Source organism: Streptomyces sp. NPDC111744, assembly GCF_055634995.1.
The window spans coordinates 42,843-61,051 of the sequence record NZ_JBVKCG010000024.1 but is presented as its reverse complement, the minus strand read 5'-3'; the positions used below and the strand labels follow the sequence as shown (position 1 = coordinate 61,051).

Below are 18,209 nucleotides of genomic sequence, written 5' to 3'. Positions count from 1 at the left end.
GCGTCGACAGCCGAGGGATGGAACGTCGGCATGCCAACGCGGCGGAACGGACGCGCCGTTGCCCCGATGACCGGTCGAGCACAGCCGGCTCCCTGCCGTAAGCGGCGACAAGCAGGGAACCGGCGTGCCGGCGCGTGAGGCGGGGCGGCACCACCTGGGGGATGGTGCGGCCCGCCCACAGTGACGGAACACGCGCGAAGCCGGCAGGCGGTCGGCACTCGGAGTCGGAGACGGCCACCTGCACCCCACCGCCGCCGGGACGCGACCAGTGGGAGCGCGCCAGATCCACGGGGCTGGCCGAACGCGCGTGACCGGTTTCGGGGTTTGACGCGAGGCGCCCCGGACCGGCTCCACGAGCGTTGCAGTCGTCACCGGCGCACGGCAAGGCCGATTCGACCAAGCCGCCCCATCGGGCACAGTCGTTCGACCTGTCAGGCAGTCCCGGCCGCGGCTGCGGGCCACCGCCCGGCCGGCACCCAGCCCGATGCCCCCCCTCCCGCCGTGTGGGATGGATCTCCCGGCACATCGTTTAACATTCAACGAGCAATCTGTTTAATGTTGAACGAGTGCTCGGCACGCGGGCACGGAATCACAAGATTGCGACCCGCCATGGGCATCTTCAGCCGCAACCGCACGACCGACTCCAAGGAAACGGAGACCGAAGCCGTGAGCGCCTCGATCAAGGTAGCTGTCATCTACTACTCCTCCACCGGCACCATCGCCGAGATCGGCAAGGAGATCGCCCAGTACGCCGAGAAGGCCGGCGCCGAGGTCCGGCTGCTCAAGGCCGCCGAGCTGGCCCCGCAGGCGGCCATCGACTCCAACCCCGCGTGGGCCGCCAACGCCGCCGCCACCGCGGACATCCGCGAGGCCACCCCGGACGACATCGAGTGGGCCGACGCCGTGGTCTTCGGCTCCCCCACCCGCTTCGGCAACATCGCCTCGCAGCTGAAGCAGTTCATCGACACCCTCGGCGGCCTCTGGGCGCAGGGCAAGCTCGCCAACAAGGTCTACAGCGGCTTCACTTCGTCCGCCACGACCCACGGCGGCCAGGAGTCCACCCTCCTCGCCCTCTACACGTCCTTCCACCACTTCGGTGGCATCGTGGTCGCCCCCGGCTACACGGACGCCTCCAAGTTCGCCGACGGCAACCCCTATGGCACCTCGCACGTCGACGCCCAGGGCAACAACCCCGTGGACGACACGACCCGTGAGGCCGCCCGGATCCAGGCCGAGCGCGTTGTCCAGATCGCGACCGCTCTGAAAGCCGGCCTGTCCCCCGCCTGAGCCGAACACTTGGTGGCGGCTCTGCACCAAGGCACCGTGACCGCTCCGCTCTACCGCGAACGGACCGGACACCGACGCCCGCCCGTGCGTCCTTCCCGGCGCACGGGCGGGCCATCACTTTGCACCCGCGCCGGCTGATTCCACGCAGGAGCCACGACCCGGCGCCGAGACTCGCTGCCCATATACCCGGCCTTACCCGAAGGCGAAGTCACAAAGGACGCCGAGCGCGTGGGCGGCATCGTCGGGCTTCGCGGCAGCGCCCGGCCTCCTGACCGTCGAACCGTGCGACCCGACACCCGCCCCTCTTGCAGCGATGGCCGCAACCGCGACGACCCGCCTACCGGCCGAAGTGGTCGGACGCGTCCCGCCGGTGGCGCCGACCGGACTCCGCGAACGCCGAAGGGGCTCCCTCCCCCCTGCGCTCCGTCCTCGCGGCCGGACCGTGGCCGAAACCCTCACCGGAGACGAGCAGCGGGTCGAACATGACGATGACTCCGGCAAGCAGGAGGAAGAAGACCGGCCCGATGAGCATCGGGACCAGCACCTTGGCCAGGGACGAACCGGAGTCCACCGCGCCCTGGTCGTGCAGGTGGACGCTCACACCGGCCATGGCGGTGTAGTGCATGCCGCTGACGGCCACGCCCATGAAGAGACTGGCCCCGAGCGTGGGCAGGAAACCGCGCACGGTCGCGGCCGCCCACAGCGCCGCCGTCGCCGCCACCACGGCGACGACGACGACGACGGAAGCCACCACGACGACGGGCCGGTAGTCCAGGTTTCCCTCGAACTTCATGCTCGCCATGCCGATGTAGTGCATGCCCGCCACACCGAGACCTGTCGTCAGCCCTGCCAGTCCCAGGGTGACGCGCCCCGCTCCCCGGTATCCGACGACGAAGACGCCCACGCTCACCATCACGACGGCCACGACCAGGCTCAGCAGAGTCAACGGCACGTTGTAGCCGATGGGCACGTCGACGATGTGGAACCCGACCATCCCGATGAAGTGCATCGACCAGATGCCGCATCCCAGCGCTACCGCCCCCAGCGCGAGCCAGCCGGCCTTGAAGGAACGTTCCGCCAGAAGCGAGCGGGTCACGCAACGCAGCGCGAGAGCACCGCCGAGGCAGGCCGTGATGTACGCCCCGATGGGCGTGATCCACCCATAACTGAATCCGTCGACCGTGCCGCACATGACACCCCTTCGTGATGATCGAGTGCAGACAGAGCTACAGGGATGGCCATGTGGTTGCAAGTTCAACATTTGAAACCATGCTCTCCCGCCAGCTTCCAGGGAATGCCCCTTCGGACATTCTCATTGCCCCAAGGAACGACAGCCGCGAAATTCCGTCGACCGAATTCACGAGACCCTCTACAGTCACCCGCCGCATATACGCGACGGTGGGGCGCAAAACGATGTGGTGCGGGTCACGGTTGACCCTTAAACAAATCCCGAATTACTGTCGGCAGGACTGAGCCCTGGAGCGGTTCCCAGCGCCTCCATCCGGCCACCTGACACAACCCTTTGGAGTTTCGGCGAGTGATGGCCGCACCGAGGAATCCGTACCGGACGATCCCGAGCCTGCACACAACCAGAGCCAGTACCCGCGGCTGACCTGCAGATCCATCACCGGCGCGCCTCAAGAGGGCCTCTGCCGAGCCACACCGCCGAATGCTTCGCGATTGCGTCCCTGCCAGGAAATCCCCGCGGCGCGAAAAACCCCCGACGGCACGCGTCGAACGGCCCCGAGACACACAGTCCGCCGCCCACCGCCCGACCCGGAATCCGCGCACTTCGAGCGCCGGAGTCTGCGCGCTCCCCGAAACGCCGGATCCGATCTCCGCCGCGTCCTCTTCTGTGAAGGGTCTTCCGTGTCTGCCCCCCGAATCACCACCACCCCCCACTCGGGCGAAGGACCGTCTCCGGCGCCCCTGTCCCTCGGGCAGGAGCGGTTGTGGGTCATGGCGCGCATGGACGGAGACGCCAGCGCCGCCTACAACGAGCCGATGCCCTTCGACATCCGAGGGCCGCTGGACCGGGACCTGCTCATCCAGGCGCTGCACCTGCTCGCGGCCCGGCACGAGGCCCTGCGCACCCGGCTGGTGCCCTCCGGCGGGTCGGCGCTCCAGGTCGTGGATCCGCCGGAGGCCGGGTTTCCGGTGACCTTCGAGGATCTGACCGGACTGCCCGACGCCGCCCAGCGGTTCGAAAGGGCACGGTGGGAGGTGGAGAGCACGCCGTTCCGCCTCGGCGAGGAACCCATGGTGCGCGGCCGTCTCCTGGCGCTCGGGCCGAACCGCCACGTACTGCTGCTGATGGCCCATCACATCGTCTTCGACGGCTGGTCCCGCTCGACGCTGCTGCGCGAACTGGGCCTGGCGTACACCGCGCTCCAGCAGGGCCAGGACCCGGCGCTGCCCGAACTGACCTGGCAGTACAGCGACTACACCCGCTGGCAGTGGGAGTGGATGTCGGGGAACGAACCCGCCGCGCACGCCGACTACTGGACCGAGACACTTGCGGGCGTCCCGGCCGTCATCTCCCTGCCCACCGACCGGCCTCGCCCGCCCGCGCAGGTCTTCCACGGCGACCGGGTGCCCGTGACCGTCGGCGCCGAGCTCACCCAGGCCCTGCGCGAACTCGCCGCACGCACCGGGGTCTCCCTCTACGCGACCGTGCTGACCGGCTGGTCGATGCTGCTGTCGCTGCTCTCCGGGCAGGACGACATCGTCGTCGGCGCGCCCACGTCGAACCGCCGCCAAGGGGACGTCGAAGGCCTCATCGGCTTCTTCGTCAACACCCTGGCCCTGCGCGCGGACCTCTCCGGCCGCCCCAGCGTCACCGAGGCGCTGGAGCAGGTCAACCAGCGCATCCGCGGCGCCCTCGAACACGTCGACCTGCCCTTCGAACGCGTCGTGGAACTGGTCAACCCGCCGCGCAGCCCCGCTTACACGGCCCTCTTCCAGACCATGTTCGCCTGGGTCCCCTCCATGCGCGGCGAGCTCGAACTGCCCGGCCTGGACGTCGAGTTGCGCGAGGACGCCGCGCACGTCCCGGCCAAGTTCGACTTGGTCCTGGCCCTGGCCGACGAGGGCCGGCACCTCACCGGGGAGATCGACTACGCCGTGGCGCTCTTCGACCGCGCCACCGTCGAACGCTTCGTGCGCCAATTCCTGCGCGTACTGCGCATGATGACCGAGAACGCCGAGGCCCAGATCGCCGATCTGACACTCCTCGACGAAAACGAGCAGCGGGAACTCCTCGCCACCTTCAGCACCGGACCCGCCGCGGGCCTGCCGGGCGCGCCCAGGCCGGCCGGCCTGCTAGAGCGGTTCGCGGCCCAGGTGCGCGAACGGCCCCACCAGCAGGCCGTGGTGGCCGGCGACACCCGACTCGACTACGCGGCCCTGGACCGCCGGGCCAACCGGCTCGCCCACGCGCTGATCGCCCGCGGAGTCCGGCCCGACGACGTCGTGGGCGTGCACAGCGGGCGCACGGCCGAACTCGTCGTCGGCGTCCTCGGCATCCTCAAGGCCGGAGCCGCCTACCTGCCCCTCGACCCCGGGCAGCCCGCCGAACGGCTCATCGCCATGGTGAGCGACGCCGGGCCGGCACTGGTGCTCACCGACCGTGTGGGCCCTCCCGGCGAGCGGGACCTGTGGCGGACCCTGACGGACATCGAGGCCGAGGGAACCCGCGACGACGCACCGCAGATCGGCGAGGACCCGGACCGGCTCGCCTATGTCATCCACACCTCGGGATCGACCGGCCGCCCCAAGGGTGTGGCGGTGACGCACGCCAGCGTCGTCAACCTCTTCGACCACTGGCGCGAGCTCATGGGCGATGCCCCCGGTGAAGCGGCATCGGCCTGGTCCAGCATCGGCTTCGACGCCTCCGTGCACGAGCTGCTCATGCCGCTGATCACCGGAGCCGAACTCCACATCGTCCCCGACGCACTCCGCGGCGACCCGGCACAACTCATGGACTGGCTGCGCGAGCACAAGGTCACCCAGGCGTTCCTGCCCCCGTCCTACGTCCTGTGGATCGACGAGGACCCGGCCACCCGCCTCGCCGGACTGAGCCTGCGTCACCTGCTGACCGGAGTGGAGTCCCTGCCGGAAGGCGCCCTGCACCGCATGCGCGAGCTGCTGCCAGGCCTGCGCGTCTGCTTCGGCTACGGCCCGACCGAGGCGACGCTGTACGCCACCGCCTACACCGACCCGCAGCCGTACGAGCGGTCGTGCCCCATCGGGCGGCCGCTGCGCGGCACCCGCCTGTACCTGCTCGACGACCGCATGCGCCCGGTACCGGTAGGGGTTCCCGGTGAGGTCTACCTCGGCGGGGCGAGTCTGGCCCGCGGCTACCTCAACCGGCCCGACCTCACCGACGAACGCTTCCTGCCCGACCCGTTCGTGCCCGGTGAGCGCGTCTACCGCACCGGCGACCTGGCGCGCTGGCTGCCGGACGGCAACGCCGAGTACGCCGGCCGCCGGGACGACCAGCTCAAGCTGCGCGGCTTCCGCATCGAACCCGGCGAGGTCGAGGCAGCCCTGCTGGCCGTACCCGGAGTGCGCGAGGCGGTGGTCCTGGCCGACCGCGACACACCCGGCGGCCCGCACCTCGTCGCCGGGGTGGGATGCGACGCCGAGGCCACGCGCACACCGTACGAGTGGCGCACGGCCCTCAAGGACCGGCTGCCGGACTACATGATCCCCGTCGTGGTGGCCGAGTTCCCGCACCTGCCCCTCAACCGCAGCGGCAAGGTGGACCGCGAGGCCGTCCTGCACGCGACCGCGGGCGCCCGTACCGCCCGAGTAAACACCGCCGCCCCCCGCGACCACGTCGAGATGGCGCTCCACCGGATCTGGCGGCGTCTGCTGGTCCACCCGGACGACATCGGCGTCAGCGACAACTTCTTCGAACTGGGCGGCACCTCGATCTCCGCGATCAAGATGGCGTCCGCGGTCCAGGAAGAACTCGGCGTCACGCTCCCGGTGCGGGACGTCATGCTGCACCCCACCATCGAGGCGCTCGCCGCACGGGTCCGCAGCGACCGGCCCGACACCCCGTGGTCGGCCGAGCACAGCAGCCTGGTGGAGTTCCGCGCCGCCGCCGGCCGCCGACGCGTGGTGTGCGTGCATCCGGCGGGGGGCACCGCGTTCTGCTACCTGCCGCTGTCCACGGCCCTGCCCGACGACGTCGGCGTGGTGGGGCTGCAGGCGCCCGGCATCAACCCCGGCGAGCCCACCCTGCCCGGCGTCGAGGCGATGGCTCTGGAATATCTGCGGCTCGTCGACGCCCGGCCGGACGAGGAGCTCGTCCTGTGCGGACTGTCGTACGGAGGGCTCATCGCCTACGAGATGGGCCGCCTCCTGCTGGCGGCCGGACACCGGAAGGTCAGCGTGGTCCTGCTCGACACCCACGGCACCGACGACACCCAGCGGCACGCCGCGCTCGCGCCCGTCGGCATGGACGAGTTCCGCGAGAAACTGGTGCGCTTCAACGGCATGTATCCCGGCATCGACGACGACCAGGTGGCCCGCTACCTCAACGTCTACAACCATCACCGCGAGACGGCCCGCGACTACGTCGTACCCGAGTCGCCGGCCCGAGTCGTGCTGATGCAGGCCACCGCCGTGGAGGACGAGAACGCGCAGGAGGCCGCCGCCCGCCTGCGCGCGTTCTGGGAGCACCGCGTCGGCGGCGGCTTCGTGGTCGAGCCGGTGGCCTGCGGTCACTGGGACATGCTGGAGAGCGCCGAACTCCCGCGCGTCGCCGCCGTCCTGGCCGCCGAACTGGACCTGCTGGCGTCCGGCCCCGGCACGGCCGGCACCGAGCGTCCTCACTCCTCCGGCACGCGGGAGGCGTGATGGAACCGCGCACCGTCTCATCCCCGGCCGGCACGGCGAAGACCCCGCTCGCACCGACCGGGCTCGCTCTGGAAATACACCGCCAGGCCCTGCGCACCCCGCAGGCCGAGGCCGTCGCCGACGCGGACGTACGGCTGGACTACACGACCCTGGACACGACGGCCGCCGCCGTGGCCGAGGCCCTGCGCCGCGAGGGCGTACGCGCCGGGCAGGCGGTCGCGGTGGCGCTGCCGCGCTCGTGGCAGCTGGTCTGCGTGATGCTGGGCGTCCTGCGGCTGGGCGCCCAGGTGGTACCCCTGGACACCCAGAGCCCCGCCGACCGCCGGCGGTTCATCCTGGAGGACTCCGCAGCGGCCGCCCTGGTGCACACCGGCGCCCGGACGGCCGCGGAAGGACCGCCCCGCGTCAAGGCGCTCGCCGTCGGCAGCCTGCTGCCCGCGGCGCCCGGTCCCGGGGCCGCCGGGCCGGATGCCACGTCCCCGGTACCCGCCCCGGCCGCCGCGCCGGAAGTGTCCTTCCTCTTCTACACCTCCGGAACGACCGGACGGCCCAAGGGCGTCGAGGTCCGCGACGCCGGAGTCATGCGGCTGGCACGACCCGGCTACATCCGCATCGAACCGGGCCTGCGCTACTCCTGCATGGCGAACCCGGCGTTCGACGCGCTGAGCTTCGAGGTCTGGGCACCCCTGCTCACCGGTGGCTGCTGCGTGGTCCTGCGCGACGCGGACGTACAGACCCCCGAACGGCTGGCCACGGCGCTGCGGCGCGAGCGGGTCGACACCGTCTTCATCACCACCGCGCTGTTCAACGCGATGGTCACGGCCGTGCCGGACTGCTTCGCGGTGGCCGGCGAGGTGCTGGTGGGCGGTGAGCAGCTCGACCCGCGGGTGATGCGCCGCTGGTACGAGGTCAACGCGGACAGCGGCACGCGTCTGTTCAACATCTACGGGCCGACGGAGTCGACCACCTTCGCCCTGTGCCATCCGATCCCGCGGGACTTCGGCGGTGACGTGGTGCCGATCGGCCGGCCGCTGCCGGGGACCGGTGCCGTTCTGGTCGTGCCGGGCCAGGAGCGGGTCGCCGCGCCCGGTGAGGTCGCCGAACTCCTGCTGAGCGGTGACGGCCTCGCGGTGGGGTACCGCAACCTTCCCGAGGAGACCGAGCGGCGTTTCGTGCGGCTGGCCTGGCTCGACGGCGGCGAGGAGCGGTACTACCGCACCGGTGACCTCGTACGGGCCGACGACGAGGACCGGTTGGAGTACGTCGGCCGCACCGACCGCCAGGTCAAGGTCCGTGGCTTCCGGATCGAGCCCGGCGAGGTGGAACGGCACGTTCTCGCCCACCCGGCGGTCCGCCGTGCATACGTGTGCACCCGCCGCGCCGGCCAGGACGGGCCGAACGAGCTGCTGGCGTTCGTCGTCCTGCAACAGGAGCTGTCCTACGAGGAGTTCGACAGCCATCTCGGGGCCTCCCTGCCCGCCTATATGCGTCCGCACCGGATCCATCTCGTGGCGGAGCTGCCGCTGAACGCCAACGGCAAGGTCGACCAGGCCGCGCTGCTGCGGCAGGCCGACCGGCCCTGGCGGCCCGCCGTCTCCGGCGCGGCGGCCGTGACCGGGACGGAACGCGCGGTCCTGGACCTCGCCGAGGAGGTCCTGGCCACGACCGGCCTCGGGCTAGGCGACCGGTGGATCGCCAGCGGCGGCGACTCGCTCAAAGCGCTGCGGTTCTGCTTCGCCGTCCGGCAGCGCTGGGACTGCGATCTGACGCAGGCGGCCGTCCTGCACTCAGATCTGGCCGCGATCGCCCGGACCGTCGCCGCGGCTCGCCCTGGCCGGGCGAGCGTCTATCCCCCACCGGTCCTCACCGGCGCCCTGTCCGCGCCCGCCACGAGCGAGCAGGAACGGCTGTGGCTGCTACAACGCCGCGCACCGGGCTCCCGGGCGTACTCCGTCAACCAGGCCTTCCGCGTGGACGGCCCGGTCGACACCGCTGCCCTGCGGCAGGCGCTGCGCACGGTGGTGGCACGTCACGCGGCCCTGCGGACGAGCTTCGCCCTGGAACCGGGGGGACTCCGCCAGACGGTCGGTGAGGCCTACGACCCCTGGCACGAGCCGGACACACCGGGGAAGTGGACCGAGGAGGAGGCGCACGCCTTCGGCGACGGCTTCTTCGCGGAGCCGTTCGACCTCGCCGTCCCGCGCATGCTGCGCGCCTGCTGGCTGCCCCGTGACGGCGGCGGAACACTGCTGCTGCACCTGCACCACATCGCCGTCGACGGCTGGTCGCTCAGCGTCCTGCTGCGGGACCTGTCCACCGCCTGCGGCGATACCGGCACCGTCCGGAGCGCCGCTGCGTCGCCCACTCCGCTCGACTTCGCGGCCTGGCAGGCCGACTGGTTCGCCACCGCCGCCTACCGCACGCAGCGCACCGAACTCCTCGCGCACTACGAGGACTTGGCAGAGCCCCAGGAACCGCTGCCCGCCCAGGGCGCAAGTCCGGCGCCGCGGGCCCGGCTGCTGCGCACCTCCCTCGATGTGGTGCGCCGGGCCCAGGTGGATCAGCTGTGCGCCGAGTTCGGGCTGACCCGCTTCCAGGTGCTGCTGTGCGTGTTCTCCTGGAGCCTGTACGGCGTGACCGGTCTGGTCCGCCCGCGCATCGCCGCCCCGGTCGCGGGCCGCCCGGTAGCCGAGTTCGCGGACAGCGTGGGCATGATGGCGAACACGGTGCTGCTGCCGGTGACGGTCGCACCCGGCGAGGATCTGCGCTCCCAGCTGGCCCGCACCGGCGCCGAGACCGGGCAGGTGCTGCGGCGCCAGGACGTGGCGCTCGCGGACGTCCTGACCGGCTGGGAGGCCGTCGGCGACGACACCCCGTTCGATCTCCTGTTCGTCCTGGAGAGCACCGACTTCGGGGCTCTGCGGCTGCCCGGCTGCGTCCAGCGCCCCCTGTGGTGGGCCGCGCCGGAGGCCAAGTGCCCGCTGACGGTCTCCGTGGTCGAGCATACCGACGGACTCGACCTGCTGTGGGAGTACGCCGAGGACCGGTTCACCGGCGAGGCCGTCGAGGCGATGGCCGAGCTGCTGCGGCGGGGCGTGGACGCGCTCGCGTCCGGTGGCCGCTCCACCACGCGGGAACTGGTCGCGCCGTACCGGCGGTCCCTGCCGGAGCACGGGCGCGGACCCGCCCCGGAACCGGGCTTCACCACGATCGCCGACGGCTTCGCACAGCAGGTCGCCCGCACCCCGGACGCCCCCGCCGTGATCACGGCCGACGGGAGCACCCTGAGCTACGCGGCGCTCGACGCCCGTGCCGCGGGCCTCGCCGCTGAACTGGCCGACCGCTACCCGATCCCGGCCGACGGCAGCCCCTGCCGGGCCGCCCTGTACCTTGACCCGTCCGCCGAGCACATCGTGGCGCTGCTGGCGCTGGCGCGGCTCAACGTCACCGCCGTCCCCCTCGACCCCTCCTACCCGGTCGAAGCGCTGCGCCGCGTCCTGGAGAGGGTCGACCCGCTGTGCGTCCTGGCCACGCCCGACGGCACGGCGGCGCTGGAGACGCTGCTCCCGGACGGCGTGGTGTGCCACCTCGTCGCCCTGGCGGACCCGGCACCGTGGAAAGGTGACGGCGCGGGCGCGCCGTACGACGGCCGCACGCACGACGGCGCCCGCCCGCTGTACACCCTGTTCACCTCCGGCTCCACCGGCGTCCCCAAGGGCGTCCAGATCTCCGACCGCACGCTGTGCGACCTGATCCGGTGGCAGTCCGGCCCCGGTGGCCTGACCGCCCCGGCGGCCACCCAGCAGTTCTCGATGCTGGCGTTCGACGTCTCCTTCCAGGAGATCTTCGGGACGCTGTGCACCGGCGGCAGCCTCCAGCTCGTACGCCCCGAGTGGCGCCAGGACGTCCCCGCGCTTCTGGAACGCCTGGAGTCCGCGGGCACCGAGCGGATCTTCATGCCCTACGTGGCCCTGCAACTGCTCGCCGAGTACGCGGTCCGTCTGGGCAGGTACCCCTCCCAGCTGCGCGAGGTGGTCACCGCGGGCGAGCAGCTGGTGTGCACCGGCACCATCCGTCGCTGGTTCGCCGGACTGCCCGGCGCCCGGCTGTTCAACCACTACGGGCCGACCGAGACACATGTGGTCAGTGCCCTGTGCCTGGAAGGCGACCCGGGGCAGTGGCCCGAGCGGCCCGCCATCGGACGCCCGGTGGCCGGCGCCGACCTGCGCGTGGTGGACGCCCAGGGCGACCCGGTTCCGGCCCGGTGCACCGGCGAGCTGCTGATCGGCGGCACCATGACCAGCCGCTGCTACCTCGACGGACCCGCTTCCGACGACGCCCGCTTCGTCGAGGTGCCCGGTGCGGGCCTGTTCTACCGCAGTGGCGACCGGGCGTGGTTCGACAGCGAGGGCCTGCTGCACTACGCGGGCCGCGACGACCAGCAGATCAAGGTGAGCGGGCACCGGCTGGAACTCGGCTCCGTCGAAGCGGCCCTGCTGCGCCATCCGGCGGTGGCCAACGCCGTCGTCGCGCGTGACGGCGACCGGCTGACGGCCTGCCTGGAATTCCGCGGCGGCAGCCCGTCCGCCGACGACCTGACCGGCCACCTCGCGGCACTGCTGCCCTCCTACGTCCGTGTGGACCGCTTCCGGAGACTGCGGACGCTGCCGCGCACCCCCAGCGGCAAACTGGACCGGCAGGCGGCCCTTCGGGCACCGGGCGAGAAGATACGCCCTTCGGTCCGCGCCCGCACCGGGCTGTCGGCCGAGGAGGAACAGCTCACCGCCGCCTTCCAGGAAGTCACCGGGGCGACGATCGAACCCGACCAGACCTTCTTCGAGGCCGGCGCCTCCAGCCTCACGCTCATGCGCTTCCACCTGCGCTGCACCACCGAACTCGGCCTGCGCTTCGGCGTCGCGGAGCTGTTCGAGCACGTCACCGTCCGCTCCCTCGCCCGCCACCTCGCCGCCGACCACCACCCCGGCCCCCGGACACCCGCCGCACCCGCCGCACCCGCCGCATCGGCCGCGAAGGACGATGGGGCCGTGGAGCCCGGCGAACCGATCGCGGTCGTCGGCATGGCGGTGCGGGTGCCCGGCGCCCCGGACCTGGCGGCCTTCTGGGACCTGGTGGTCTCCGGCGGCACCGGTATCCGCCGTGTCGACGCCCCGGAGGGCGTCATCGGCGCGCACAGCACGCTCGACGGGCTGCTCGACTTCGACCCTGGCCACTTCGGCATCAGCCCCCAGGAAGCGCGCCTCATGGACCCCCAGCAGCGTCATCTGCTGATGGCCTGTGTGCAGGCACTGGCACACGCCGGAGTCGCGGACACGTCGGCCGCGCGCGTGGGCCTGGTGGCCGGTGCCGGGGAGAACACCTACTTCCAGTCCCTGCTGCGCGAGGCGGACCCCGGCCGGCTGCCCGACGGCTTCCAGCTCGCCCTGCACCACGAGAAGGACTTCCTGGCCACCAAGGTGGCCTACCACCTCGGGCTGACCGGTCCCGCCTTCAGCGCCCAGACGGCGTGCTCCAGTTCACTGGTCGCCGTGCACCTCGCGGCCGGCCTGCTCCGACAGGGCGAGGCCGAGGTGATGCTCGCCGGCGGAGTGCTCGTCGACCCCGGGCTGACCGGCGGCTACCGCTACCGCCCGCAGCACATCTTCTCCGCGGACGGCGACTGCCGCCCCTTCAGCGACGACGCCACCGGCACGGTCGGCGCGAGCGGCGTCGGCGTCGTGGTACTCAAACCACTGCGCCACGCCCGCCGCGACGGCGACACCGTCTACGCACTCATCACAGGCTCCGCGATCAACAACGACGGCGCGGCGAAGATGAGTTACACCGCGCCGTCCCTGGCCGGGCAGCGCGAGGTGATCCGGACCGCCCTGGCCCGCGCCGGACGCACCGGTGCCGACCTCGGCTACGTGGAGGCCCACGGAACCGGAACCCGGCTGGGCGATCCGATCGAAGTGGCCGCGCTGCGCCAGGCGTTCGACGTGAACGAGTCCGGCCGCTGCGCGCTCGGCTCGGTCAAGAGCCAGCTCGGCCACATGGGCGCGGCCGCCGGTGCGGTGGGCCTCGTGCGCGCCGTCCTCGCCGTGCACCACGGCACCGTCCCGCCCACGATCAACTTCCGCGCCTTCAACCCGGAGATCGGCCCCGACCCCACCCCCTTCCACGTCCCGGCCGAGGCCACGCCCTGGCCCGAGGAACGCGAACGGGTGGCCGCGGTGAGCAGCTTCGGAATCGGCGGCACCAACGCCCACGTCATCCTGGAACAGGACACCGGGACCGGCACCTCCGCAAGCGGCGTCGTACCGAAGTGCCTGGTGCTGTCCGCCTCCAGCACGGACGCCCTTGCCGCCGACGCCGCACGGATCGCCGACTACCTCCGACTGCGGCCCGACCTCTACGACTCCGTGCTGCGCCATCTGCAGACCGGACGTGCGGCCCGGCGCCTGCGGACCGCGGCACCCGTCGCCGACGCCGCCGCCGCCGAGCACTGGCTGCGCGCGGTGGCCGCGGGCGAGATCCCGCACGGCACAGCGGACCCGGACTCCGTCCCGGTGCCCGCCGTCGGCCGCACGGCCCACGACCTCGCCGAGGACTGGACCGCCGGAAGACCCGTCGACTGGCAGCAGGGCCCCGCCCCGGCACCCTGGGACTTCCCGCCCCCGTCCTTCGCCCTCGCGGAGTACGACTTCGACCGCACCCCCAAGGCCCTGGCCACGCAACCCCGGCGGCTGCCCCAGGCCGACTGGCTGCACCAGCCGCACTGGGTCCGGCTGCGGCGGGCCACGGCGACCACCCTGTCCACCCCTCGCGCCCCCCTGGTGGTCGTCGTGGCGCCGGACGACGTACCGCGGGATGCCTTCACGCCTTTCGAGGCCGTGGCAGCACGGGTGGTACGGGTACGCCCGGCCGGTGCCTTCGCCCGCGGCGGGCCCGGCGTCTTCGAAGCCGATCCCGCCGACCCCGAGTCCCTGCGCCTGCTGCTCGGCGCCCTGTCCGAGGACGCCGGCCACGACGGCGACCTGGACCTGGCCGACACGGAATGGGTGCACGCGCTGCCCCTGGCCGTGACGGGGCCGGTCGGCCCCGGCACTCTTGAACACGCCCGCCACGCCTGCCTGGACACCACGGCGGCCCTGGCCCAGGCGCTGTCGGGCCGGACCGGTTCCCCGCGCGTGTGGTGGCTGTCGTACGGCGCCCGGCCGGTCACCGGGACGGTCGAGCGGCCCGAACTGGCCCTGATCGCCGGGCCGGTCGAGGTCGCCCACCAGGAGAACGGGCCGGCCGGACACTGGCTGGACCTTCCCGACGGCGACCTCACCCGCTGGGCCGACCTGGTGGCCTCGGCCGTCGCCGAAGCACGCCGGGCCGCTGTCACCGGCGACCCGGCCCTGCCCCGGCAGCTCGCACTGCGCGAGGGCTTCTGGTGGCGGCCGGGCATCACACCCGTACCGGCACCGACGTCCGCAGACGTCGTCGCACCGACCGGGGACGACACGGTCCACCTGGTCCTCGGCGGCACGGGCGGCATAGGCCGCGCCATCGCCGCCTGGCTGCTGAAGCACACCGGCGGCCGGGTCCTGCTGCTCTCGCGAACCCCGCGACTACCCCAGGAACTGTCCCGCTTCGCCGATCGGGTCGACCTCATCGCCGCCGATCTGGCGACCACTCCCGTCCACGAGGTGGCGGCCGCCGTCGCCGCGCGTACGCCACGGCTGGACGGCGTGGTCCACGCGGCCGGCCGCGGATTCGGCGGCCTGCTCGTACGGCGCGACGCAGCCGAGATGCGTGACGCCGCCGCCGTACGGGACAACGGCGCGCTGGTCGTGGAACGGCTGATCGATACGTTCCGCCCACAGTTCGCGGTCTACTGCTCCTCGATGTCCGCCCTGCTCGGCGGCGTCGGCCAGAGCGACTACGCGGCCGGCGCGAGCCTTCTCGACGCCTTCGCCCACCACCGCGCCGACGAGAACGACACGACCTCGCGCATCGCCATCGACTGGGACGTCTGGCGGGAGACCGGCATGGCGACCCGGGTCCTGGCCACGGACAGCCGCCATCAGGCCCACCTGGACGTCGGCCTGACCGTCGAGGAGGGCAAGACCGTCTTCGCCCAGGCCCTGGCCCTGCAACTGCCGCACCTGCTCGTCTCCACCACCGACATCGAGGCGTCCCGCGCCTTCTACGCCTCCGCGGCCGATGACCGGGGCCGGCTGGCCCCGGTCTCCGCCGCGACGGCGCCGACCACGGACGGTGAGGCGGCGCCGGGCAAGGGCGGCGCCGGTGAACGGGCAGCCGCCATGGCCCGCCTGATCCAGGAACTACTGGGCGTGGACACACTCGATCCCGACGACTCGCTCTACGACCTCGGCGCCGACTCGCTCTCCCTGCTCAGCCTCGTCGCCGACATCGAGGACGGCTACGGAGTCGCCCTCGACCTGACCTCCTTCAGCCACCGGGTCAGCCTCACCGAGATCCTCAAACACATCGAGGAGGCCCTCACCTCCGCCGAGCCCACCACCGGTGCGGCCGGGAACGCGGCCTCCCCGGTCGTCCTCGACATCTGGCAGAAGGGAACCGGCTCGGCCGTCTTGTGCCTGGTGCACCCCGTGGGCGGAGACATCCAGGCCTACCGGCCCCTGGTGGCAGCGCTCGGACCCGCGCCGACGGTGTGCCTCATCGCCGACCCGGCACTCCGCGACCCGGAGATGCCCGCCTGGTCACTGGCCGAACGCGCCCGTCACTACGACACGGCACTGCGTGGGCGCTTTGGTGGCCCGGATCGCCAACTGCACCTGGCGGGCTGGTCGTTCGGTGCCCGAGTGGCCATGGAGATGGCCGCTCTCGCCGAGGCGGACGGGCGGCCGGTGCACGGGCTCTACCTGCTCGACCCGCCCCCACCGCGGGCGAGCAGCCTCGTCACCGCGTACGACGAGAGCCACCTCGAGACGGTCTTCGCGGCCGAACTCGGCTCCGCCGCCACCACGTCGGCGGCGGAGCACGCGCAGGCGTACGCCGAGCGGCTGGCCCGCTGCTGCCGGGCGAACCTGCGCAGCCTGGGCGAACACCAGGTACGTCCACTCGCCTGCACCCCCACCCTTGTGTGGCTGGCCAAACAGGCCACGGCGGGGGTGCCCTCGCCCGGCGACCCGCGGGAGACGGAGCGGCAGTGGAGCGACTGCCTGCCGCCGTCGGCCCTGCGGAGGTCCCTGCCCACCGACCACTACGGCATCGTCGCGCCGCCCCACGTCCACAGCGTGGCCGAGACCGTCGCAGCAGCCCTCACGGACACCACCGCCGGTCCCCGGCCTCACCACGCGCACGCATCGGAGCCCGACCAGTGAATCCCTACCAGTCCCTGCCCGTCCGCTCGTTCTGGCGTCCCGCGGTCGCCGAACCGGATCCACTGGACATCGACGACGTCTGGAGGCCCAAGTTCGCCCTCGGCCAGGACGACCCGGTCATCACCGCGGGCTCCTGTTTCGCCGCGCAGATCGGCCGCGCCCTGCTGGAGTCGGGCATGAACTGGCTGGACGCCGAAGCCGCCCCGCCCGGCCTGACCCGCGAACAGCGCCAGGCGCGCGGCTACGGAGGGTTCTCCTTCCGCACCGGCAACATCTACACGCCGGCCGTCCTGCGCCAGTGGCTGTCGTGGGCCCTGGGCCACACGCGCCCGCCGCGGGAGGCCTGGCCGGACGGGGACCGCTACGTCGACCCGTACCGCCCCGCGATCGAACCCGACGGCTTCGCCACCCCGGCCGAGATGTTGCGGGCACGCGAGGTCACCCTGGACGCCATCGGCAGCGCCGTCCGCAAGGCGAGCTGCCTGGTCTTCACCATGGGGCTCACGGAGGCCTGGCTCGACACCGCCGACGGCACCGTCCTCCCCGCCTGTCCCGGCACCGTGCGCGGCACTTTCGACGCCCGGCGTCACACCCTGCACAACTTCACCTTCGCCGAGGCGCACCGGGACCTGAGCGAGGCGATCGCGATGGCGCGCGTGGTCAACCCCGGCCTGCGCATCCTGCTGACGGTCTCACCGCAGCCGCTGACCGCCACAGCCACCGACAGCCACGCCCTGCCCGCCAACGGCTACACCAAGTCCCTGCTGCGCGCGGTCGCCGGGCAACTCGCACTGGAGGACCCGGACACCGACTACTTCCCGTCCTACGAGCTCATCACAGGACCCGTGTTCGGCGGCCGGTTCTTCGGCCCCAACCACCGCACCGTCACCCACGAGGGCGTCGAGTTCGTGATGCGCCACTTCGTGGCCGGCCTGGACCACCGCACCCCGCAGCCGCAATCCGCCCCCGCATCCCGTCCGGCGGATGCCGCATGTGAGGACGCCGTTCTTGACTACTACAGCCCCCGCTAGGTTCCTGCTGCTCGGCGACTCCCACGCGAGACCGATCGGGCGGGCGGCCCAGCAGGCCGGCATCCCGTTCCAGGGCGGCCCCATCGGCGCCGGACGGGATTTCACCGACAGCTTCTTCACCACCTCGCACGGCACCGGCGGCGACGTCGTCTTCCGCTCCGACGAGGCCGAGGAACACTACCGGCGATTCCTCGGGGAACTCGGCATCGCCTGCCTCGCGGCGCTGGGCATCCCGCTGGTGGCGACGTTCGGCTTCTGCGCGCACTTCGTGGCGCTGCGGGAGAACTGGGACCTCTACCGCGACCGAACGGGCGCGGTGCCGCCCGCGTTCCTCGGCGGCTCCCTCTTCGACACCATCGTGCGCGCCGCCGTACGGGACGCCCTCGCGTTCTACGAGCACGCCGTGGACCTCGGCCTGCGGGTCCTGGCGGTGATGCCTCCGCAGCGGGTGCCCGGCCAGTCCGACGCCGCGGTGTTCATGGCCGCGCAGGAGCGCATCCGGCTGGCCGTCACGGATCTCGGCGTCGAGGTCGTGGACCTGCGAGACCGGACCACCGGACCGGACGGGCTGCAACGCCCCGCGCTGTGCGAGGCCGACGACGAGATCCACGGCAACGTCGCCTTCGGCCGCATCATCCTCGCCGAACTGCTCGACCGAGGCCTGTAA

At 72.3% G+C, this 18,209-nt stretch carries 6 protein-coding genes; 5 read left to right on the top strand and 1 reads right to left on the bottom strand.

Translation table 11 applies throughout. The annotated features are described in order from the left end of the window. Positions 1-609 precede the first annotated feature (609 nt). A complete protein-coding gene (gene wrbA, locus ACZ7OO_RS36145; RefSeq protein WP_471511548.1) occupies positions 610-1,287 on the top strand; it encodes an NAD(P)H:quinone oxidoreductase in 678 nt (225 codons plus the stop codon). Positions 1,288-1,624: 337 nt separating this feature from the next. Here wrbA and ACZ7OO_RS36140 read toward each other — a convergent pair whose 3' ends face one another. After that, positions 1,625-2,479 (bottom strand): MHYT domain-containing protein, encoded by an 855-nt coding sequence (locus ACZ7OO_RS36140; protein WP_471511546.1) that lies wholly within the window; start codon positions 2,477-2,479, stop codon positions 1,625-1,627. A 677-nt stretch (positions 2,480-3,156) separates the two neighbouring features. Between ACZ7OO_RS36140 and ACZ7OO_RS36135 the strand changes: the two genes are divergently transcribed. The 4 genes from ACZ7OO_RS36135 to ACZ7OO_RS36120 are packed head-to-tail and all read left to right on the top strand — an operon-like array spanning position 3,157 to position 18,209. Further along, the gene (locus ACZ7OO_RS36135) at positions 3,157-7,155 is read left to right on the top strand and encodes a non-ribosomal peptide synthetase (protein WP_471511544.1); all 3,999 of its coding nucleotides are present in this window, start codon (positions 3,157-3,159) and stop codon (positions 7,153-7,155) included. Further along, on the top strand, positions 7,155-16,511 hold the full coding sequence (locus ACZ7OO_RS36130) for an amino acid adenylation domain-containing protein (protein ID WP_471511542.1): 9,357 nt from the start codon (positions 7,155-7,157) through the stop codon (positions 16,509-16,511). The genes ACZ7OO_RS36135 and ACZ7OO_RS36130 overlap by 1 nt, the downstream gene beginning before the upstream one ends. After that, positions 16,508-17,542, top strand: a complete 1,035-nt coding sequence (locus ACZ7OO_RS36125; RefSeq protein WP_471511540.1) for a GSCFA domain-containing protein — start codon at positions 16,508-16,510, stop codon at positions 17,540-17,542. The genes ACZ7OO_RS36130 and ACZ7OO_RS36125 overlap by 4 nt, the downstream gene beginning before the upstream one ends. Beyond that, positions 17,505-18,209 (top strand): hypothetical protein, encoded by a 705-nt coding sequence (locus tag ACZ7OO_RS36120; RefSeq protein ID WP_471511538.1) that lies wholly within the window; start codon positions 17,505-17,507, stop codon positions 18,207-18,209. The genes ACZ7OO_RS36125 and ACZ7OO_RS36120 overlap by 38 nt, the downstream gene beginning before the upstream one ends.